Source organism: Peribacillus sp. JNUCC 23, assembly GCF_053653995.1.
On the sequence record NZ_CM132202.1, the window covers coordinates 1,867,490 to 1,887,433 of the forward strand.

The following is a 19,944-nucleotide window of genomic DNA, read 5'->3' on the forward strand; positions in this document are numbered from 1 at the left end:
AAGAATCACTAAATATTTATTATTCTAGTGACGATAAATCAGTAGAGATAATTAGTACATTAGTCCTAATAGTCTCTATATTGATTTCGGAGGATCATTTATGAAAAAACAGGCAATAGCAGGGCTAGTAGTGAGCGCTGTATTACTAACGAGTCCAGTATTACCAACTCATGGGTATGCAGCGACTAGCAGTTTTACGGATATTGAAAATTCCTTTGCAAAAGATGCGATAAATACTTTGCAACAAGCAGGTATTATTAGCGGATTTGGCAATGGAACATACAATCCTACTGGGAACTTAACCAGAGAGCAATTTGCGAAAATTTTAGTATTGTCTAATGGATTGGATATTTCTAATCCACCTAAAGTAGCTACATTTAGTGATGTACCTACAATTAGTTGGGCCTTCCCATATGTGGAAGCTGCAGTAAAAGCTGGCTATATTAAGGGCTATACGGATGGAACATTTAAAGGTGGTACCAACTTATCAAGGGAACACATGGCTGTCATGTTCGTAAGGTCGTTAGGTGTAGACGTGACGGGTTATGGTTCAAAGCTTACATTTAATGATAACGGAAGTATTTCTAATTCTTATAAAGACGCTATTGCCTTTTCTGTAGAGGCTGGTTTGATCAGTGGGAAAAAGGATGGGAAATTCGATCCTAAAGGCAATGCTACGAGAGAACAGGTTGCTAAGGTGGCTGCAACTTTTATTAAAGTTAAGGATGAAATAAAGAAACCAATTCCGACACCCGATCCGGACCCAAAACCACTTCCAATACAAAACCATGCTCCTGTTGCTAGCCTGATTGAAGCAAAATCAATTATTGTTGATCAACATTTAAACGTACTTAATATTGCTAGTGTTTTTACAGATCGTGATGGTGACACTCTAACATATTCTGCAACTTCTTCTAATACTGATGTTGCTACTGTCTCATTAGATGGAGATAATTTATATGTGTCAGGTATTAGTGCGGGTTCATGTACAATTTCATTAACTGCTGATGATAGAAGAGGCGGAGTAACCACAACAACATTTGACTTAAATGTATCTTTATCTCCACAACAATTAGCAATCAATAAGATTGATGGTGTAATGAAAGGTGGAGATGCAAGCGAAATATCGATAAATGATATTAACTCCGCATTATTAGGGAATTTAGTCTCAACCATAGAGGGAAATTTAGATGTTTATAGAGATGTAATAAGCAACGCAGAGAATTTAGAATTAAATACTGTTAATAAAATTGCTGATATGGTTACTGATGTAAATGCTACTCTTGACAAAGAAATAACTGCAGGAATAGCTGTTACTGGTGGTACTAATTTTAGATATCATTTACTAGTCGATCCTAATTCTTTTAATGTAATAGGTGCAAGCAAAGTTATTTCTTGGGCAACACCAATGGATGATACATTTACAAATTCAAATATTTATACAATAATGAAAAAAGTGGCCAGTTATGACTCGAAATACTTCTTCTCTATTCCTAATATCACACCTCTTAACTTAAAATTAGGCTCAGCTGGAGATTATCAAATTCTATTTATATATGTTGATGAGGATAAAAAAAGTCTAGGTTACTCAATGCATAATAATATTACAGTTAGGGATAACAATCATATTCCTGTCAAAAATGATGCATGGTTGGCCCAAAACTTTTCGGTAGGTGTTGACAGCACAATGAACTTAACGGGATTATTTTCAGATGAAGATGAGAATGATATATTAACCTATTCGATTGAAGCGTTAAATAAAGAAATTGCAGATATCACCGATGGAGAAACTACTACATTACCAACAATTCATCCGGTTGCTGAAGGGACTGCAAGATTTAAAGTTACAGTTGGCGATGGACATGGCGGTATAAATGAAACTATTATCTCTGTGATAATTACTCCAGATATCGGAAACGATGGAGACGAGAATAGCAACCAAGCACCAATTGTAACAAATGTAAGCATTAGCGGAACAGCAAAAGAAGGACAAGTTTTAATAGGAAATTACACCTATTCAGACAATGAAAGTGATTTAGAAGGTACATCTACTTACCAATGGTACCGTGCTGATGATGAAACAGGTACAAACAAAACAGCAATTAGTGGTGCTACATCAAACTCATATACATTAGTTGCAGAAGATGGAAATAAATATATTTTCTTTGAAGTAACCCCTGTAGCACATTCAGGAGAAACTACAGGAATCCCTGTTCTAAGTCAAGCAACAAATCAAGTACTTGAATTATCATTTAAATTAGAGGATAACTATGGTAGCACGTCATATACGTACCCAGTTGGTACTAATATCAATGATGGTGCATTAAATAGTTTATGGCCAACTGTTAAGGCTGAAAAACCTATTAATGACGCAACTGTCACTATTGATTTGGGTGGTTCCTTTACAGCTGATATTAATGACAAATATGCATTTTCAAATAATCATGCAGGCACTAATTTAACTGCAGAAATGATTTCAAATAATGGTCAAACTATTACAATTTCAAACGTAGACATTTTACAATATCCTGATAATCCATTTTGGTTAATGCTTAAATTTGGTACAAAAACTTTAGAGAATGTAGGTACTTTTGATATCACAGTTACAATTAATGGTGTGTCTAAGGTAATGAAACTTAATGTAACAAATTAATTACTTTAAACCTCACCTTTGGTGGGGTTTTTCTTACACATCAGGAAGAAATTATTCATCAATAGGTATTTACTATTAAACTTACGGTCTAGTATTAAAATTAAGTAAAATAGGCTAATATATAATAGAAAATAATTAGTAGGAGCTGAATTTATGCTTAATCGGATTCGAAATAAAATGATTCCCACACAAGGAACCGAAGTTGAAGTAGATAATATCTACACAATCTTACCCCCACCAGGAACCATTATTGGAGAAGCAACCAAAGAAGAAATGGAAAAGGCAGCAGAACTGGAAATTAGACATATGGCTTTCATTCGATTACAAGATATGAATATACAGTTTGACGGTGTGTCTTATAAAGAACTGTTAAAAGATTTTCAAGACTTTGAAACCGATTCGAGTAAATTTTGGAGTGGTGTAGCGAGACGCTTAGCAATTCCATATGAATGGCCCATCAGAATTGACCTTGCAAACGGGCCTATTTATCTAGGAGAACATGATATATCTGTTGAAGAAATAGAAGAAGATTGATATATGATAATTTGAACTTCGAAAATATTATAAAGGGATTACAAGTCAACGTTGTTATGTTGGCTTTTTTCTTTCGCATCAGGAACATTATCTGCAACAACGAAAACACCCATCGAGGTGTATTTTTTATGCAGCAAATGGCAAAGAATACGTTTGTTAGTTTTCCACCAACCTTTTTTGCAATCTATTGGATTCTTGTCCATTTCGGAACTATCCATAAATTCATAACCTAATAGTGGCGGGAGGGAACGAATTTATGAAGATTAATGATGAATCAATTTGTCAACAGTTTGCAAGAATTATAGGGGGCCAAGAGGGATTCGCCGGTGGAAAATGCGTGGTAACAATAAATCGAGAGGAATTAGATGTAACTATATTAAGAAAACGATTTAGAGTAACAACTTCTTTCTCATTCGAATCAAGAGATAATAAGACTGGACGGGCATTGTGTCTAGGTAGGGTAGCGCTCCTACAAAAGGAAGTCGATAAATTCGTTGCTGCAATTCTTGAACAAGGAATAACAGTTTCTTCTGTTCACAATGAGTGGCTATTTGATGATCCTAATTTGATTTACGTTAATATTCAAGACGTTGCTGATCCGATAGTTTTTGCAAGAAAAGTAAGAAAAGCGTTAAGGAACTAACTGAGGTCATTAGTTGGTGGAAACTGTCTAGTAGTTTGACCTGAATAAATCACATGAAAGTCGTCCTTATCGGGCGGCTTTTTTTATACAGAAAGGGGAGAAATGATGGAGAGATTAGACATGTTTTTTAAAGTAGCAGCCACATTAGCAGGAGGCGTTACAGGTTATTTATTTGGGGGGAAGCATTGATAAATACCCTATTAGTGTTTGTTGCTATTGACTACTTATCGGGATTAATTGCATCGGCTGTTGAAGGGAAACTAAGTAGTAAAATTGGATTCAGGGGCATTGCGAAAAAGGTAATGATATTTGCTATTGTTGCCGTTGCTCATCTTATCGATAGAGTAATAGGAGAAAATGACCTTGTTAGAGATGCAGCCATTTATTTTTATATGGCGAATGAGTTACTATCAATCATCGAAAACGCAGGGCGCACAGGTCTGATCGTACCGGAGCAAGTAAAAGGGATGGTGCAAGTGTTAAAAGGAAAAGCGAAATAAGCTGTCCACACGGATGGCTTTTTTGTTCATATAAATAAGAATAAGAGGTGACAAGTATGAAAAAAGTAAAAATTGATCCAGGACACGGTGGGAAAGATCCGGGTGGGGTAGCTAACGGCCTGCAAGAAAAAAACATCGTTCTTGATCTCTCAAAAGAAATGAAAAAGTATTTGGATGAAAATTATACAGATCATGAAACCACACTTACACGGAATACCGATGTCTTTATAGAACTATCTGAACGAGCTAATATTGCCAATAGGGCTAATGCTGATGTGTTTATCTCCAATCATGTGAACGCTGGTGGTGGTACAGGCTACGAGTCTTATATCTACACTAAACCAAGTGCTGGTTCTGTAAAATTACAAAGCTTAGTTAATGCTGAAGCTCTTGCTACTGCTAAAAAATACGGTTTAGGCCCCCATGGTGATGACAGTAAACAAGGTAATCTTGCTGTTGTTCGTCAAACTAATATGCCTGCAGTATTAACGGAAATTGCTTATATTGACTCCAAAGATGCTGAGTTGCTAAAGAATAATAATTTCATCAAGGATATGGCTGCAGCATATGCGAGAGGTGTTGCGAAGTATTTGAATTTACCAGCAAAGCAAGTGGTTTCAAATGTAGTTACTGATACAAAGAAATATAGATTAAAAACTGGAGTCTTTCCGACTGCCGAGGCGTTGGTCGAAGGCAAAAAGCGCCTGTCCGAAAAGTACAACTGGCTTCTTTATGAAGTACCTGAAAGCACTAACTTTAACCCTGGTTATCGTATTATTACAGGTACATTAACGAGTAAAATAGTAGCTGAAGGATATGCTGAAGAAATCAGAAAAGTATTCGGGTGGACTGTGTATGTTGCAGAAGCCTAAGTTTAGAACGAATTGGTTTGGGGAAAATAATGATTACCCCTGTGATTCATATGCGAAAGCCCTTCTCTTAATCGAGAGGGGCTTATCCTGTTGAACCTTTATGTAAATAAATCCTTAACAATTCCTCAGTTCTATTCCTCAAGCGCGGATTAAAGTAGGTGTGATGTTCTTCGACGTCTTTGTATATAAAAGAATACATCGTGAAATCAGCATCTCTTTTAATTTCTTCTAGTTTAATTTTTTCCTTACACAAATGGTCCCTGGCAATTTTTAAATCCTTCCGTACAGCCGTAATTGCACTCTCAACTATATCCACATAGGGTGATTTTATTTTAAAAGATCCTTGTTCAATCAAAACTTTATCTCGTTCCAGTATTTTAAGAAGCATTGATAAATACAAAGCTGTTTCTATAAACTCTCTGTCTTTCTCAGGAATCCTAGTCATGGTTATACCTTTCTACAGCTACTACACAATCGAGATCAATCCTAATCTCCCCACTTAATAAATCAAGTATTAAATATTTCATTTGCTTATCCACTTTGGCCACAATACCTATATTATTGACGAGATTATCTGCCTTCCAGAAGGTGATACGAACTGGCAACGTGTAGTTGAGTGACTCCATTACTGCAATACCAATTTGCTTGAATACTTGCTCGTCTAATACCGTCTTCTTTAAAAGTTCACTTCTTATCAAACAATCATCTCCTTTTTTATTATTATATACAAACGAACGTTCGGAAACAACTTGAAATCAAACAATCGTTCGTATAAGATGATTGTAATAAAGTTGCGAAGAAAGTAGTTTAAAAGATCGAGTGAAACTGGTTTTTCATGCTATCTTTAATTATTTATTTGTAAAAAAAGGTATGAATATTTCGGTACTTGTTAAGTGTAAGAAAAATGATGGATGTATAGGAGAGAGGAGTTAAAATGAAATCTGAAAGTTTGTTCCGAGATATTATGAATGAGGTTGGAAGTATAGAGAACTGTGTTCTAAAAAGAGAAGTCCAAAATAGTGAATATGAGGGATTACTTTTAATAATAAATAAACACGTTTACAGAAGTAGACTTGCTAAATTAACTCCTAAAAAGAAGGGATATTTTGTTGCATTTTGGGAAAAAGATACTATGGGAATCAATCACGCTTATAGCTATGAGAATTCACCAGAAAAATTAATCGTATCTGTCATAGATAACGAGAGGCGGGGGCAATTTATTTTTCCTAAAAAAGTGCTTCTTAAATATGGAATATTGAAGAGTCCTAAGCAGAAAGGAAAAATGGCACTTAGAGTTTATCCAAGTTGGGTAACTGAATTGAATACAAATGCTGCCAGGACTCAATCATGGCAAACAGAATATTTTATTGATTTATCAGATGACTTTGAAGTTGAAAAATTAAAGAAATTGTATTTATTATGAAAAACGATCTTAAGGAGAGCTACTGTCAAATTCGCAATTGGGGGATTTCTTTAACGATTCGCCTGCCGAAATTGGCAATCTTTTTTATAAAATGCTCGTACAGAGAAAAAGACTCTCCTACATTTTGATCAATCTTTGTTCAAAATGTAGGAGAGTCTTTTATTATGAAATCAATGTTTTAAACTAATTTTTAATCGAACTTTATTTCAAACCAACAAAAAGCCAGCATTTTATCAGCTGCTAAACCACGGATTCGAAAAGGGGTAATTCATGCGTAATTCTATACCAAGAAAGAGACAGCAAGAGGTTTTAGATGCTGATCATTCGAAGCAGATTTGTTATTTAATAGTTTCATAAAAAAACTCTTTTATGACCTAGAGTTCTATATGGTATCATGCAATCACAGAAAGATGTTCGTGACCAACAAATTATTTTTACCCATAATTGGCTTGAAAGTTGAAATAAGTAACCGATATAAGTTGGGTGGTAAATTTCAAGTATTATAAAAAAAGAATAGTTTCATAAACTACTAAGAAAGGTGTCAACTTAATGAAATTTAAACCACTTAAACTTACTTCAGCCATTCAAGCGAAACTCATTTTCATATAATTCTTTTATTGATTGTACCGATGTTAATTTTGGGAATTTTTAGCTATCATAATAGCGCAACAAGTTTAGATGAAATTGGTAAGTCAATTTAAAAAATAGTGTGGAATTTACCCTTGAGATAATTGAAGCAGGAAATAATAGTAAGCTAGTACATTAGGCAATTTTGAACAACCGTGGAATGTAAACTATAAGAAATTGAGGTACAAGAAGTGAAGAAACGATTTAATTTTAAAAGTATTAAGATGAAAATGTTATTTGGGTTTTCATTAGTTATTTTACTTGTCGTTCTATTTGGAATTTATAATTTTTCGGCAATTAAGAAGAGTAACGAGGAAGCTAAAAATATTGTAGAGAAAGAGGTGCCGCTATTAATTGCTAATGAACAAATGGCTAGAACTATGGCGAATCGAATATCAACAGCCCGTGGTTACGTGTTATATGGTGGTGATTATAAAGATCGATTTAATGAATATACAGAAGAGGGTAAGCGTAATGAAGCAATTGTTAGAGAGATAGGGGCTTCCGAGGAATTTGACCAACTTATCGAAAAGACCGTTGAGTGGCGACAGTTTGTTGCAAAAGAAGTATTCGAAGAGTATGACAAAGGAAATATCGAATTGGCTCGACAAAATCTAGCAGAAAAAAACCAGGTTGTACGTGAAATTATGGTTGGTTATGAAGAGCTGGCAAATAAAAGTCGAGATTCGATTAATAAGACAGAGAGTCAAATTATAGCAAATGGGGGAAAAACACTATTTGTAGCCACGATAGTAACAATTTTGGTTATTTTGGTTAGTGTAGCTGCAGCACTGATTACTTCCAATATTATTGCAAAACCAATCATAAAAGTGATGGAGCGAATGAAGTTAATTTCAAGTGGTGATCTAAGCAATGAACCATTAGAAACAAAGTCACAAGACGAAGTAGGTCAGCTTGTTGTTGCAACAAATGAAATGAGTAATAATATTCGTGAATTACTAAGTGAAATCAATGTAGCCTCTGGATCAATAACAAGTCAAAGTGAAGAGTTAACTCAATCTGCAAATGAAGTGAACGCTGGTTCTCAACAAATTGCCACTACTATGCAAGAATTAGCCGCCGGTACTGAATCAGAAGCCAGAACTGCAAGTGAACTGGCCAACATTATGGGGTTATTTTCAACTTCAGTTCAAGAAGCTAATTCTAATGGAGAGCTAATTCAAAAAGCCTCAAATGAAGTTTTCCAAATGACTAGTGAAGGTAGTCAATTAATGGAATCATCCAACAAGCAAATGGCTAAAATTGATCAAATCGTGCAAGATGCAGTACATAAAGTGCAAGGTTTAGATGTTAAGTCACAAGAAATATCGAATTTGGTTTCGATTATTCAAGAAATTGCTGCCCAGACCAACCTCCTAGCATTAAATGCAGCAATTGAAGCTGCCAGAGCAGGAGAACACGGTAGAGGTTTTGCCGTCGTTGCAGATGAAGTCAGAAAGCTTGCTGAACAAGTCTCTAGTTCTGTAGCAGATATTACTGACATTGTCGCTGGTATACAATATGAATCCAGTTTAGTAACGACATCATTACAAGATGGATATAACGAAGTTAAGCAAGGAACAACCCAAATAAAGACGACTCGAGAAACCTTTGCTTCAATCAGCTCAGCTGTAACAGAAATGGTAAACAGTATTAAAACGGTATCTGAGAACTTATCAAGTATTTCATCAAACAGTGAAATAATGAATGGTTCTATCTCAGAGATTGCAGCTATTTCGGAAGAGACAGCTGCTGGAGTAGAACAAACCTCTGCCTCGTCTCAACAAATAAGCAGCTCGATGGAAGAAGTAACCAACAGTTCTGATGACCTTGCGAAATTAGCTGAAAAACTTAATAGATTAGTTCGTCAATTTAAGCTTTAGTTGCATGATATAAAAATAGAGAGTAGTTCGCCAAAAAGCGAGAATAAAAATCTAAGATATCAAATTCATTGATATATGTAGATTACTCTCAAATTCTAAAATATCATGATTCTATTGAAGAGATTGCAGCTTCCGTTATTCAATTATAGGGCGCGATTGTGGAATATCCAATTGATTACAAGGCCTTTTTACAAATGAACTTTAAAGGAAATCGGGAATGGAGTATAATTGACCACTATCTGACCACCAAATAAAAGTTTATAGTTGAATTAGAATGAATGAAGGATGTAAATAGGTTTTATAAATCACGATAAATTAAGTAATTATGTACCATTATGAAATTCTGTGAAAGTCGAAGATATGTTCCGCACGCAAGTTCACCCATGGGAACGCGAACAATACATGAACATGTATTAATAGGTAAAAGTTCTGATACGGCTAGTATCGGGGCTTTTTTTTACATCGGGCAATTAAATAGTTTTCCGCCTATTTTTGTGATTGCCCGATTTTTGCCCGGTTTTGCTTTAAAAAAATTATTCAAGGACATCTTTCAAATGTTCCTCAAATTTATTCATAGTTTCAAAATCGATACTTTTACTAATGTGTGAATAGACATCAGAAGTTATTTGCATACTTCCGTGGCCTAAACGCTCTTGTAACTATTTCGTGCTAGCTCCGGCTTCCAATTGTAATAAGGCATGCGTGTGCCTTAATGAATGAATTGGTAAGTTAGGGAGACCAGTCCTTTTTAATATTCAGGCAAAGGAATTAAACAGACTTGATTTTGGCATGTAATCTCCGTCATTCCGACAAAGAACAAGATTATATTCAAAATGATAGTTATCATTTAATGCGGTTTTGATTCTGATATTTCTTGTGGAAATGCAGATCATTAGCAAGTCCCTGACTAATTGTGATGGTTCGTTTAGAATGGTAAGTTTTAACGTCTCCAAACATTTCGTCAGGGTTTTTAGATGCTTCTTGGAAATCAAGTGACTTATTAATATTGATTGTTTTTTCTTTCAAGTCCATCTCCTAGCTTACGCTGAACCAACAGGGGAAAGTAGTCCTAGGGTGGTTGTCCCATCTACGATAGCAACCGACAATGTTGAGCTCGAAATCGAACTCAAGCCCGAAGCAATCTTACACGATCCACGGCTTCCACTTTTTGAAGTCGGCAAAACCGAATATGACAAAATACTTGTAAATTGCGATGAAAATACTGTTTTATCGAGATATCCTTGTGTACAGGGTAAGCAAGATTTACAGGGCGTTTCCGTGATGGCAGAAGGTGTGAATTTGTTTGACCATATAAGTCCTTTAACACCGTTCTCCGCAATAATTGTAGAACAAACACCTACAAAATTGGTCATAAAGGGTAATGGTTTATCAAAATATATAATTTCCGAGCGCTATAAAGTTAAAACAAATACAGACTATACATTAAGTTGGGAAGCAGATAATACTTCTGGTATAGACGCACTTAGAATTAGCGCTAGAAGAGGAAGTGACAGCAATGGTTTAGCATCTTATGACGGCATAGGGTCACAAACTAAAACATTCAATACAGGTAATGAGAACGAAATTTTATTCTATATCTACGCAACAAACAGTACCGCAACTTTACAAAAGAAAACATACACAAATATTATGCTAACACTAGGCGACAAAGCAAAACCATATGTACCAAAAAATCCATCTTACCTATTCGCTAACGTCAAACTAGGATAAATTGGCGATAAAAAAGATAGTTTACTTAAACAGGATGGGAATTGGATTTTGCGGAAAGAGATTGCGGATTTAGTTTTGGATGGGAGTTTGGCGTGGAGATTAACCTCCACAAAAACAGGATATAAAATCTTCAGTATTTAATTGGATTTAATTCTATTGCTTCTAGATTGATTAAATATAACGGTAGCAAGCTATTGGAAGATAATAACAGAATTCAGCCGGACATGTATGGATTCAGTAACAACTTCATTGTAATATCACTATCCAACACTGACTCAGGATTCGTAGAAACCTATAATCCAACACCAGACGAAATTAAGAGTTAGTTTAACGGCTGGCAAGTCAAAACGGCAGACGGGGTAAGTAAGCTTACTGCATGGAAATCTATTAGACGGTTCAGATGCTCCAACGCAAACCCTTGCATATACAAAAGCTAATCTAGCACCGAACTACACGACTTATAAGCTTTCATACGTGATGGCTACTCCTGTTACGAAAGTCATTAACCACTTAGTCGAGGGTGATATTGTGCGGGAGAAGACAACCCCCATTATGTCGGGAGGCTATTATAATATAAATAAGACCACTGTTGATGGCAGTTCTTTACAAAAAAGAGCATTAAAAATTCTATGCTTATAAAAACGGTAACCCAATTGTTAATTGTACTGCCAGTTCTAATGATGGGTGGGCGAAAGTATCTGAGTCTACTGCCTACGGAAATGAAAGATTAGTTGTGGTCAGCAGTTTATTCGACTCAACAGCCGAGTACACACCTACATCGCCGACAAAGAAAAGTATACGGTGAATCCAGTGAGTGTTCCTGTGAGTTGGGAGGGATCGTTTAAGTCCGCATTTAACGATGTGGTGTCAACGTCAAATCTATCATTGAGTTGTACGTCAAAATAAAAGGATTAGGAGTGTGAAAAAATGTCATTTATTGAACGGGTTATTGAGAAACTAATTGGCGATGGGATAATCACCGAAGAAGAACTTCAAGCCCGAAATGAAGAAGAAAAGGCTAAATCACCTATTCTTCCTTTACTGGATGATAGTGCAGCTATGTTGTTCCAAACGGCAATGCAAGATATGGCGATTATGTCATTGCAAGATGAAAATTCGGAGCTCTTATTTAGACTAGTAATGATGGAGGCGAATGCAAATGTATAACTCAATTAAACGATATTATGATATGGGCAAATATACGGACAATCAGATGAAAGTATTTGTCCAGGCTGGATTGGATTAATGAAGATGAATATGGGGTTATTACAGGCAAAGTGTACACAGTGTAGGCTTTTTGATTTGTTGAAAGTTTCAGAAAATAAAGAGTGACATTTTTTTATTTCTCTTTATAATTAATTTTGGGGAAATAAGCAAAAAGTACTATTATTGACGGATCGCCGTGTGCGATGAAAGTCGCCTGCACGGTGAGGGCTCGTTATAAAGCCTTTGGGTATAAGATGAGAATAGCAATCATGCACCAGCTATTATAAGTCAGTATGAAGGAGCGACCTTGAATGTCGGGGAATTAACATATCCATCACTAGGCAACCGATTCGAGGATGTTGATGGTGACGCATTAACGTACAAGTTTGAATCAAGTGATCCATCAGTTGCAATTGCTTCTTTATCTAGCAATGGTTATGATATGGAAATTAGTGGATTTTCCGCAGGGTCTACAACAATAACTGTCACTGCAAATGATAATCATGGCGGAACTGTGGATATGTTTTTTACTGTCACAGTAACTCTGCCATTAACTAATCCTTCCTCAGGAGATATCTTAGTATTAAATACTGTAGGTACGGATGAGATTTTCGTTTACGCTCCACAGGGGTTCACAGTGAAATTATATGCTATGGAAAACGGTGGTAATATTTTAGGTCAGAAGGTTTCTGAATCATATGATGATGAAAATGGACGTGGTCCGGTATTAAATGAGAACGGCGAGGTAATATACAGAGCTGCTATTTCTCTATCAGATGTATCATCATTATCAAACGTATTTGTGACTTTAACAGAACCCGGAAAGAGGGAAAGTGTACGAGTTCTTGCACCAGTAAATTCTGAAAGTAGAATAATAACTAAAGACAAAAATGTAGTCAGTGTGAACAATTCAATTGGTTTCATTTCAGTCAAATCTACTGCAAAAGTCAGTGATATTAAAGCAGCTATTAATTCTAAAAACGGAACAACCCAAAGTTATAAATTTATGTATAATATAGGCGATGATAATTATGAGTATTCCGATTCAAGTTTAATATCTAATGTCTATGTATCGTGGATAGACGTGATCGCCCAAGACGGTTCAAGCAAAGGGCAGTATATTATTGACTTTATCAAATAAGAAAATAAAAAAGTCGTCCAATCGGGCGGCTTTTTATTATGTGTAAAGGGGAGAAACGATGGAGAGATTAGACGTATTTTTCAAAGTAGCAGCCACATTAGCAGGAGGCGTTACGGGCTATTTATTCGGGGGGGATACTTTGTTTCAAATTCTATTGGTATTTGTGGCAATCGATTATATGCAAGGATTGCTTGCATCAGCGTATGAAGGCAAACTTTCAAGCAAGATTGGATTTAGGGGTATTGCAAAGAAAGTGATGATATTCGCAATTGTCGCTCATTTAATTGATACGGCAATTGGTGAGAATCATCTTATTAGAGACGCAGCCATTTACTTTTATTTAGCGAATGAACTTTTATCAATTTTAGAAAATGCAAGTAGAACAGGATTACCGGTTCCATCGCAAATTAAAAATGCAGTTCTTGTTTTAAAAGGAAAAGCAAAATAAGCTGTCCACACGGATGGCTTTTTTTGTTCATATAAATAAGAATATAAGGTGATAACGATGGTAAAAAAAATTTGATCCAGGACATAGCGGGAAAGATTCGGGTGGGGTAGCAAACGGACTGCAAGAAAAAAACATCGTTCTGGACATTTCAAAAGAAATGAAAAAATATCTTGATGAAAACTATACAGGTCATGACAGTCAGTTAAAGTTGTTTAGTACGCAATTCGAAAATTATCAGCAATAAAATAACTACTTTAAAGATACATTTATTAAAACAACTATTCAAGAAAATAAATTGTGGTTACATTCAGTATACTTTAATATTATTTTAAATTACTAATTATTATAAATAATCAGATTTAGTACTAGAAAATGCTCATGGTACTATGGTATTATATTGGTGTCGACATGAATATACAAAATCCAACAATTTGATTAAAGGAGAAATCTAACATGAGGAAATACATAATTAAAGATAATAATTCGAGTCAAATCACAGGGAGGCAAGTATTCCTAAAAGCAGATAAAACACAAACTTTGAACTTTGACTATGCTCACGTATACCCTGAAGTAGAGGCATTCAATATAATAGAACATGATGATAACATGGAATTGATTGAGGTCAATGTAGTAGTTGTTTGAGAAGTTAGATAGATACACAGCTTTTGAATTTATTGAATCACTAACCCGATTGGTGAGGCATTAGTGAAGATATGAAGATTATTTACGATATAAATTAGATAGCTTTATATCTTCACTCAATGACAATATAAAATCTAATTAATAAAGGGGAGAATTTAACTATGAAAAAATACGTAATTTTAGACGTTGTTTCAACTAAGTTAACCGGGTACAAGTGTTTCTGAAAGCAAATAACACTCAAGTATCAAACTATGATCGTGCTCATGTATTCCCTGAAGATGAAGCAATGGTAATAAAGAGGGAGAATGATAATCTGGAATTGTTTGAGGTAATTGTTTTATTAGTTTAAAGATAACTTTACATAATATATAGCAATCGATCATATAATGAAAATAAGAAGCAACAACTCAATAAAGAGAGTGCATAAAATGACTAAGAACATAAATTTATTAAATGAAGCCTTTAATATACTCGCGAAATACAACTTGGTTAATATGGATATTGAACTACAAATGAGAATTGAAAATCACTACAGAAGCTTGGAGGTTGAAGGGGATGTATCTAATTAAGTGGGTAGAGAACGGGAAGAACAAGAGTATAGTTGCAGCTTCTTGGATTACACGACTAGTATTAGAAGAAGAACTTGTGAATAAACAAATTCGGTTTGAAAGTGAAATTATATAACAGAAAGGATTATTAATCATGATAGTAATGACTGTAGATGAATTAGAGGAGCATTTAGCTCCTCATGTACATACTGGGAAAATAGAGACAAAGACAATCAAAAGGCCTCACGAAATACGTATAGATGTGATTGAACGTGATGATTATGTATACGAAGATGACAAGGGTAAGATGTGCAAAGGTCGAGATATCAATAGACCATATTCAATGTTACTGAGTAGGAAAGGTGTAATTGGATATGTGGAACATCCGTATAAGGAAATAACAGCAGCAAATAAGACTGATTTTGAGAGAATGACAAAACTAATTGGAACAACTGTTAAATTTGACTAACACATATATTAAAATAGATAAAATTACAATTAAATCACGATTTTCATAGAATTTAGAAATAAATTGTACGGTAGAGAAAGGAGATAAATATGGATATAAAAACTTATCATACTGATGTAAATAGTACGAATATTACAGTTTCGAACGGTGAAAAAGTCTTCTAAATAAAGTGTTTGGATTACTTGAAGAGAGGGGATTCAAAATTCAAACAGACCAACGTATTTTGAGGGAAAGTCCAATTTTAGCGGATACACATTGGGAAGGTATTAAGGGGCAATTACAGTTTAAATCCCATATTTATCCAGCAGAGTTTGATATAGAGTTCTTTCAAGAAGTAGTAATTGAAAATAGAAATGGAGGCTATTACGATTTTAACAAACTTGAAAAGATGCCGTATCTCATCCGGTGTGAATTCTTAATATCACGTAAACATATTTGCGAGTTATTAGAATCAGAGGGATATTCCAATCGAGCTGAGCCGTCATTTAAATATGCATGTGACAGAGTAATGTATAAAATTAAAAGCCGATTGAAACAATTAAGACAGAATGTGAAGCTATAGAGTTTATTAATAGTTATTTAGAAGGTGACATCAGAACAGTGACTAAACAAATAGGCGAAATATTCAGTAATTTTGTAGAGATTGATGTGAGAGATGGAGTACAATATAGGAGGGTTAGGAAAGTTAATAGTTTATTAATGTCAGTTTGAATATATTAATCAATTTAACTTAACTGGAAATAAAAGGATTATTGTTGTGCGATATAATCCTGACTTGCTGTTTACTAGAAATAGTTTATCTAGTTATTTAGAAAGTATTAAAAATCAGGTAAGAGATAAAATTCAAAAATTGGAATAAAATTAGATTCTAGGCGTTGCCAAAGAATCATTTATTCAATATGCGAAGGAGAAATATACTGTTGAAAATATAGTAGTTGATATAGATAATGCTTTTGTCGAACCAATTGATGAAAACATACGTGCAGAGGATTTTCCTGATTTTTTAAATGTATATGCTGGAAAGTCATATCCAAAGCCCGTTTATTATTTCTATTTACCGTTTAGTGGTAAAAAAGAATTGCTATTTATGCAAGCTTCCACTTATACGTATAGTCCACGGAGAGCATCAGTACAAAGTGAGTTCTTAGTTTATAGATATGTTCAGTATGATGATGATATGGAAAAAGTAAATAATGAATAATTCAATTATGGTAATGAGATTTTTGCAAAGTGGCAACCTGTCATTGATATGTTCGAAGACAGTGGAATCTCACCTGAAGAAATTTTACTTCTAAAGGAATTCTTCGAACAGGTTAAGCAAAAAAGTTTAGGATAAGGAGGGACGTTATGAACAATCTTCTTTTGAATAATATTAATAAAAAACTAACTAATGTAGAGTTTACTTATAATGGTAATGAAATAGAGGCTATATATTTAACTTTTGATGAGACTAACAAGGTAGAAATTAGTTGTGAAGCACCTTTTGCTGATTTTGGTGCATGGTTAAATCTGAAAAGCAATCAATAAAATCTTAGATTTACTAGGATATAAAAAGAATATATGTAGAAAATGAAGGATTCGATATTGATTATACTATTAGTAAAATTCCTTTTTTAAGAGGGCTGTGGGCGCTGCTGAGAACAATATTTAGAACAGTAATACTTTTTATTACTTTAACTGTAGCATACTTATTGATATTCCGGGATGATGTTAATAATGAAGTTATAAACATACCTTACCAACTAATAATATCAATCCTAATTTTCGGTGCTTTATTAATAAGATTCACTCCATTGTCAAAATATCATGCTGCTGAGCACATGGTGGCAAACTGTTATGATAATAATGAAAAATTAAATGTCAAAAATGCTTTGAAACAGTCAAGAGTTTATGCGAACTGTGGTACAAATTTTGTATCTTTTATAGTAATTATTTTTGTATTGTTGATTTTTATTCCCGTCACAAAAGAAATAAACTATTTTATATTATACATTATGTCATGGGCAATCGTATATGAGCTAATCCAAATAGAGAATGAGTTATTAAAAAATTACTAAAACCTGTCTATTTAATTGGGTATTTTCTACAATATACTTTATTTACTTCAAAGCCAGACAAGAAACATATTGAAGTATCTTTAGCTGCATTTACTAGGATGCTTAAAATACAAAAAATAATTGACGATATGTACTCTTAATAAAAGAGGCATTGCATTCGGAGTTATGGTCAGTGCTATTTACAATTGGAGCTAATAAGCTTATTATTTATACTTACTTTAAATTAAAGTAGGGGAGTTCTAATTAGTGAATGCTATAATATTTGATTTAGAGTTAAATAAGACTTTTAGAAAAGGTCAAACTACGAGTATAGTAGAGATAGGCGCAGTTAAAGTATGTTTAGAAGATATGAAAGTGTTGGATACTTTTCAGGTATACATTATGCCTCATATCGGTATAAGAAAAGCAACGATAAAAATGATAAAGATGACTGAAGCAGATATAAAGACTGCTGTAACACCCAAAAGAGCCTTAAATAGATTCATTGACTGGATAGGCGAAGACTATTATCTGTGCTGCTGGGGGAATTCAGATAAGCTATTCTTAATAAATGAGTGCGTAAATGAAGGTATCACCTTAAAATGGTTAAAAAATTATAACGACATTCAACCGAATATATCCAATGTACTTGTTAACCGAGACCAAATGAAACTAAAGGATGCAATAAACCAATCAAATATCGCTGTACAAGGAAATTTCCACAGTGGTTTATATGATGCAATCCACACCGCAATGTTAATGACTAAGCACATTGATAAAATAAGACTTAAACGAAACTCTGCTGAATTTAATTATTCAATTAGGTGTCCGATATATAAACGTTGTAAAATATGTTCAATTGAAAAATTCTATAAGGAATTTCAATTGATTAAGGAAAACAAAAGAGGATTTACTTGTACAGAGTGTATAACTAGTATGATGGTACTTGATAAAACATGAAATTTATAAGGAAGTATGCTGCATATTCTTCTTGTGAGTGTGCAGTAAAAATACATATGAAGGTGAATTTATAAAACTAGAAGGATATACTAATGAGGAAGTCGAGATATACAGATAGCTTATATGATTTAGAGCCGAAATTAGAAAAACGTGTCACTGTTGGATCATTACCTTTTAGAAACAAAAGAGAGAAACGGAAAATCAAGTATAATCTTATATTGGCATTTAATAATAATGTAAAATTTACTGAGCAAAACGGCTTCATTATGTACGAATATCAGGAGAAAGTACAGGCTATTTAATAAGAAAAATAATTAAAATCATAAAGATAAATTTACATAATAAATAATGTTGAACTTTACGATACATGGTATATTAATTACAGTTAGGAAATTAATTCCAGATATTCCAGTCAAGGACTATCATAGGAAATGAACACGCTTGGTACTAGTAGGGAAAATATACTTGTTGAGGTGATTAGCATTGAAATACTTTGATTTTAAACTCTACATAAGAAATTTACAACTGAATGATGAAACCATTCTATCAAAGCTTGCTGGGTATGCATCTACAAGTGGTTTCATCAAATGGTTGGATGATCCTAAGCGTGATATTCAAGATTTTGACAGATTAATTAAAATAGTAAAACATCTTTTCCCAGATCGGGAAACAGAAATTATGGAAAGATACGCTATGACATTAGAGTCAAATGAAAAGACTGCTAGACAAATTTTGGAATATCTATCCTGCAACAGACGAATGGAAGCCTTTAGACAGCTATTGGATAGGATGTTGGGAACAATAAATAAAGAAAGTCTAGAATGGGCTAAAGTCCATAATTTACAGCATGAGTGGCTGATTAATTCTTATACTCTAGATAAAAATCAATTCTTAAATGATGTATCTCACTTAAAAGTGAAGGACGAATACTTGAATGTTTTTGTGAAAATAATGAAATGCTACATTTACCATTATAAGAGAATCATAAAATGGCATGTGAGATAACAAAAGAGGTGCTATTGAAATAGACAATCTAAAAGGAAGTTACCTAAAGAATGTCTACACTGCTAAATTGAACGAAGTTATATCATACATTAATTTATGGGTATTCGAGAAATACTTTCTTATTGCGGTAGAGATTTGTATGAAAAGATTAAGAATGATGAGTTAGATTGAAATATAAGAATTAATCGAAATGATTAAGTATAAAAACCTCTCCAAATAGAGAGGTGTCAAAGCAATTTAAACTTGAAAATCTTTTTTTAATAGCACTTTACATAGCGGACAGTCAACTTTATCAAGCTTTTTGAATTTAATCTTTCTTAAGTCAGATCTTGTAAAAGTTAAAAAATGGTTATATTTTTCTCCGCAAATACAAGTGTGTTCATCTTTTACAATGTGTATCTCATTGGTATTACTCAATACAACTGTGGGGTAATGCAAGACACGCCCTCTTTTCTCTAATTTTCAGGCAAATTAGAAAGGGGATAAACTTGGTAACCCGGCTGTCATGGTGATTAGATATCACTTTAGACCCGTGGCTTTGCGTCTTTTACTTTCATAAAATTTGCCACATATATTGTATCACAGGTAAATAGTAATAGATAAATTTATGTTACTTCTATTTA

24 protein-coding genes, 1 pseudogene and 1 riboswitch are annotated in these 19,944 nt (G+C 34.0%); of the genes and pseudogenes, 21 read left to right on the forward strand and 4 right to left on the reverse strand.

Annotated elements, in window-relative coordinates:
- Positions 1 to 100 precede the first annotated feature (100 nt).
- Positions 101 to 2,653 carry an S-layer homology domain-containing protein gene (locus JNUCC23_RS08910; protein ID WP_454215303.1) on the forward strand — a complete coding sequence of 851 codons (2,553 nt, stop codon included), beginning with the start codon at positions 101 to 103 and terminating at the stop codon, positions 2,651 to 2,653.
- Positions 2,654 to 2,806: 153 nt separating this feature from the next.
- The gene (locus JNUCC23_RS08915) at positions 2,807 to 3,187 is read left to right on the forward strand and encodes a hypothetical protein (protein WP_454215305.1); all 381 of its coding nucleotides are present in this window, start codon (positions 2,807 to 2,809) and stop codon (positions 3,185 to 3,187) included.
- A 38-nt stretch (positions 3,188 to 3,225) separates the two neighbouring features.
- Here JNUCC23_RS08915 and JNUCC23_RS08920 read toward each other — a convergent pair whose 3' ends face one another.
- Positions 3,226 to 3,390 (reverse strand): hypothetical protein, encoded by a 165-nt coding sequence (locus tag JNUCC23_RS08920; protein ID WP_454215307.1) that lies wholly within the window; start codon positions 3,388 to 3,390, stop codon positions 3,226 to 3,228.
- A 53-nt stretch (positions 3,391 to 3,443) separates the two neighbouring features.
- On the opposite strand from JNUCC23_RS08920, the gene JNUCC23_RS08925 reads away from it, so the two are divergent.
- The 3 genes from JNUCC23_RS08925 (at position 3,444) to JNUCC23_RS08935 (ending at position 5,202) form a co-directional block, all read left to right on the forward strand.
- A complete protein-coding gene (locus JNUCC23_RS08925) occupies positions 3,444 to 3,830 on the forward strand; it encodes a DUF1259 domain-containing protein (protein WP_454215309.1) in 387 nt (128 codons plus the stop codon).
- 185 nt (positions 3,831 to 4,015) lie between these two features.
- Positions 4,016 to 4,330 carry a phage holin family protein gene (locus JNUCC23_RS08930; protein ID WP_454215311.1) on the forward strand — a complete coding sequence of 105 codons (315 nt, stop codon included), beginning with the start codon at positions 4,016 to 4,018 and terminating at the stop codon, positions 4,328 to 4,330.
- 56 nt (positions 4,331 to 4,386) lie between these two features.
- Positions 4,387 to 5,202: an N-acetylmuramoyl-L-alanine amidase family protein gene (locus JNUCC23_RS08935; protein ID WP_403073499.1), complete on the forward strand. Its 816-nt coding sequence runs from the start codon at positions 4,387 to 4,389 to the stop codon at positions 5,200 to 5,202.
- An 82-nt stretch (positions 5,203 to 5,284) separates the two neighbouring features.
- Here the strand turns inward: JNUCC23_RS08935 and JNUCC23_RS08940 are convergent, their stop codons facing one another.
- Both JNUCC23_RS08940 and JNUCC23_RS08945 read right to left on the reverse strand, forming a co-directional pair.
- A complete protein-coding gene (locus JNUCC23_RS08940; protein WP_403073501.1) occupies positions 5,285 to 5,647 on the reverse strand; it encodes a hypothetical protein in 363 nt (120 codons plus the stop codon).
- The gene (locus JNUCC23_RS08945; protein ID WP_403073503.1) at positions 5,640 to 5,900 is read right to left on the reverse strand and encodes a YolD-like family protein; all 261 of its coding nucleotides are present in this window, start codon (positions 5,898 to 5,900) and stop codon (positions 5,640 to 5,642) included. The genes JNUCC23_RS08940 and JNUCC23_RS08945 overlap by 8 nt, the downstream gene beginning before the upstream one ends.
- A 236-nt stretch (positions 5,901 to 6,136) precedes the next feature.
- Here JNUCC23_RS08945 and JNUCC23_RS08950 point away from each other — a divergent pair, with 236 nt between their 5' ends.
- Both JNUCC23_RS08950 and JNUCC23_RS08955 read left to right on the forward strand, forming a co-directional pair.
- Positions 6,137 to 6,625 carry a MepB family protein gene (locus tag JNUCC23_RS08950; protein WP_403073505.1) on the forward strand — a complete coding sequence of 163 codons (489 nt, stop codon included), beginning with the start codon at positions 6,137 to 6,139 and terminating at the stop codon, positions 6,623 to 6,625.
- A gap of 818 nt (positions 6,626 to 7,443) precedes the next feature.
- Complete coding sequence (locus tag JNUCC23_RS08955) at positions 7,444 to 9,135, forward strand: methyl-accepting chemotaxis protein (protein WP_454215314.1); 1,692 nt, start codon at positions 7,444 to 7,446, stop codon at positions 9,133 to 9,135.
- Positions 9,136 to 9,668: 533 nt separating this feature from the next.
- Here JNUCC23_RS08955 and JNUCC23_RS08960 read toward each other — a convergent pair.
- Positions 9,669 to 10,170 (reverse strand): annotated as a pseudogene (locus JNUCC23_RS08960) (site-specific integrase); the annotation flags it as partial.
- Positions 10,171 to 10,209: 39 nt separating this feature from the next.
- Here JNUCC23_RS08960 and JNUCC23_RS08965 point away from each other — a divergent pair.
- The 14 genes from JNUCC23_RS08965 to JNUCC23_RS09030 all read left to right on the forward strand — a co-directional run bounded on the left by JNUCC23_RS08965 (position 10,210) and on the right by JNUCC23_RS09030 (position 19,321).
- A complete protein-coding gene (locus JNUCC23_RS08965; protein ID WP_454215316.1) occupies positions 10,210 to 10,866 on the forward strand; it encodes a hypothetical protein in 657 nt (218 codons plus the stop codon).
- Between the two features lie 927 nt (positions 10,867 to 11,793).
- Positions 11,794 to 12,033, forward strand: coding sequence for a hypothetical protein (locus JNUCC23_RS08970; RefSeq protein ID WP_454215318.1), 240 nt, complete (start codon positions 11,794 to 11,796; stop codon positions 12,031 to 12,033).
- 22 nt (positions 12,034 to 12,055) lie between these two features.
- A complete protein-coding gene (locus tag JNUCC23_RS08975) occupies positions 12,056 to 12,112 on the forward strand; it encodes a hypothetical protein (RefSeq protein ID WP_403074024.1) in 57 nt (18 codons plus the stop codon).
- Between the two features lie 267 nt (positions 12,113 to 12,379).
- Positions 12,380 to 13,213, forward strand: coding sequence for a hypothetical protein (locus tag JNUCC23_RS08980; RefSeq protein ID WP_454215320.1), 834 nt, complete (start codon positions 12,380 to 12,382; stop codon positions 13,211 to 13,213).
- A 58-nt stretch (positions 13,214 to 13,271) separates the two neighbouring features.
- Positions 13,272 to 13,661 (forward strand): phage holin family protein, encoded by a 390-nt coding sequence (locus tag JNUCC23_RS08985; protein ID WP_454215322.1) that lies wholly within the window; start codon positions 13,272 to 13,274, stop codon positions 13,659 to 13,661.
- A gap of 118 nt (positions 13,662 to 13,779) precedes the next feature.
- Positions 13,780 to 13,905 carry a hypothetical protein gene (locus JNUCC23_RS08990; protein WP_454216016.1) on the forward strand — a complete coding sequence of 42 codons (126 nt, stop codon included), beginning with the start codon at positions 13,780 to 13,782 and terminating at the stop codon, positions 13,903 to 13,905.
- A 209-nt stretch (positions 13,906 to 14,114) separates the two neighbouring features.
- Positions 14,115 to 14,303, forward strand: a complete 189-nt coding sequence (locus JNUCC23_RS08995) for a hypothetical protein (RefSeq protein WP_062180652.1) — start codon at positions 14,115 to 14,117, stop codon at positions 14,301 to 14,303.
- Positions 14,304 to 14,858: 555 nt separating this feature from the next.
- A complete protein-coding gene (locus tag JNUCC23_RS09000) occupies positions 14,859 to 14,987 on the forward strand; it encodes a hypothetical protein (protein ID WP_454215324.1) in 129 nt (42 codons plus the stop codon).
- 18 nt (positions 14,988 to 15,005) lie between these two features.
- Complete coding sequence (locus JNUCC23_RS09005; protein ID WP_454215325.1) at positions 15,006 to 15,320, forward strand: hypothetical protein; 315 nt, start codon at positions 15,006 to 15,008, stop codon at positions 15,318 to 15,320.
- A gap of 1,347 nt (positions 15,321 to 16,667) precedes the next feature.
- Positions 16,668 to 16,847, forward strand: coding sequence for a hypothetical protein (locus JNUCC23_RS09010; protein ID WP_403073522.1), 180 nt, complete (start codon positions 16,668 to 16,670; stop codon positions 16,845 to 16,847).
- A 164-nt stretch (positions 16,848 to 17,011) separates the two neighbouring features.
- Positions 17,012 to 17,377: a DUF1385 domain-containing protein gene (locus JNUCC23_RS09015; RefSeq protein ID WP_454215327.1), complete on the forward strand. Its 366-nt coding sequence runs from the start codon at positions 17,012 to 17,014 to the stop codon at positions 17,375 to 17,377.
- A gap of 246 nt (positions 17,378 to 17,623) precedes the next feature.
- On the forward strand, positions 17,624 to 18,316 hold the full coding sequence (locus JNUCC23_RS09020) for an exonuclease domain-containing protein (RefSeq protein WP_403073526.1): 693 nt from the start codon (positions 17,624 to 17,626) through the stop codon (positions 18,314 to 18,316).
- 92 nt (positions 18,317 to 18,408) lie between these two features.
- A complete protein-coding gene (locus tag JNUCC23_RS09025; RefSeq protein ID WP_454215329.1) occupies positions 18,409 to 18,618 on the forward strand; it encodes a hypothetical protein in 210 nt (69 codons plus the stop codon).
- Between the two features lie 181 nt (positions 18,619 to 18,799).
- On the forward strand, positions 18,800 to 19,321 hold the full coding sequence (locus tag JNUCC23_RS09030; protein WP_454215331.1) for an AimR family lysis-lysogeny pheromone receptor: 522 nt from the start codon (positions 18,800 to 18,802) through the stop codon (positions 19,319 to 19,321).
- Between the two features lie 487 nt (positions 19,322 to 19,808).
- Positions 19,809 to 19,898: riboswitch (cyclic di-GMP riboswitch) on the reverse strand.
- Between the last annotated feature and the right edge of the window lie 46 nt (positions 19,899 to 19,944).

Excerpts from the sequence above, each read along its gene's own strand:
- JNUCC23_RS09025 (WP_454215329.1), top strand. The coding sequence starts at position 18,409 with ATGAGGAAGTCGAGATATACAGATAGCTTATATGATTTAGAGCCGAAA.
- JNUCC23_RS09005 (WP_454215325.1), top strand. The coding sequence starts at position 15,006 with ATGATAGTAATGACTGTAGATGAATTAGAGGAGCATTTAGCTCCTCAT.
- JNUCC23_RS08920 (WP_454215307.1), bottom strand. The coding sequence starts at position 3,390 with ATGGACAAGAATCCAATAGATTGCAAAAAAGGTTGGTGGAAAACTAAC.
- JNUCC23_RS08910 (WP_454215303.1), top strand. The coding sequence starts at position 101 with ATGAAAAAACAGGCAATAGCAGGGCTAGTAGTGAGCGCTGTATTACTA.
- JNUCC23_RS08950 (WP_403073505.1), top strand. The coding sequence starts at position 6,137 with ATGAAATCTGAAAGTTTGTTCCGAGATATTATGAATGAGGTTGGAAGT.
- JNUCC23_RS08925 (WP_454215309.1), top strand. The coding sequence starts at position 3,444 with ATGAAGATTAATGATGAATCAATTTGTCAACAGTTTGCAAGAATTATA.
- JNUCC23_RS08985 (WP_454215322.1), top strand. The coding sequence starts at position 13,272 with ATGGAGAGATTAGACGTATTTTTCAAAGTAGCAGCCACATTAGCAGGA.
- JNUCC23_RS08935 (WP_403073499.1), top strand. The coding sequence starts at position 4,387 with ATGAAAAAAGTAAAAATTGATCCAGGACACGGTGGGAAAGATCCGGGT.
- JNUCC23_RS08970 (WP_454215318.1), top strand. The coding sequence starts at position 11,794 with ATGTCATTTATTGAACGGGTTATTGAGAAACTAATTGGCGATGGGATA.
- JNUCC23_RS09010 (WP_403073522.1), top strand. The coding sequence starts at position 16,668 with ATGAACAATCTTCTTTTGAATAATATTAATAAAAAACTAACTAATGTA.
- JNUCC23_RS08940 (WP_403073501.1), bottom strand. The coding sequence starts at position 5,647 with ATGACTAGGATTCCTGAGAAAGACAGAGAGTTTATAGAAACAGCTTTG.
- JNUCC23_RS08915 (WP_454215305.1), top strand. The coding sequence starts at position 2,807 with ATGCTTAATCGGATTCGAAATAAAATGATTCCCACACAAGGAACCGAA.
- JNUCC23_RS08995 (WP_062180652.1), top strand. The coding sequence starts at position 14,115 with ATGAGGAAATACATAATTAAAGATAATAATTCGAGTCAAATCACAGGG.
- JNUCC23_RS09000 (WP_454215324.1), top strand. The coding sequence starts at position 14,859 with ATGTATCTAATTAAGTGGGTAGAGAACGGGAAGAACAAGAGTATAGTT.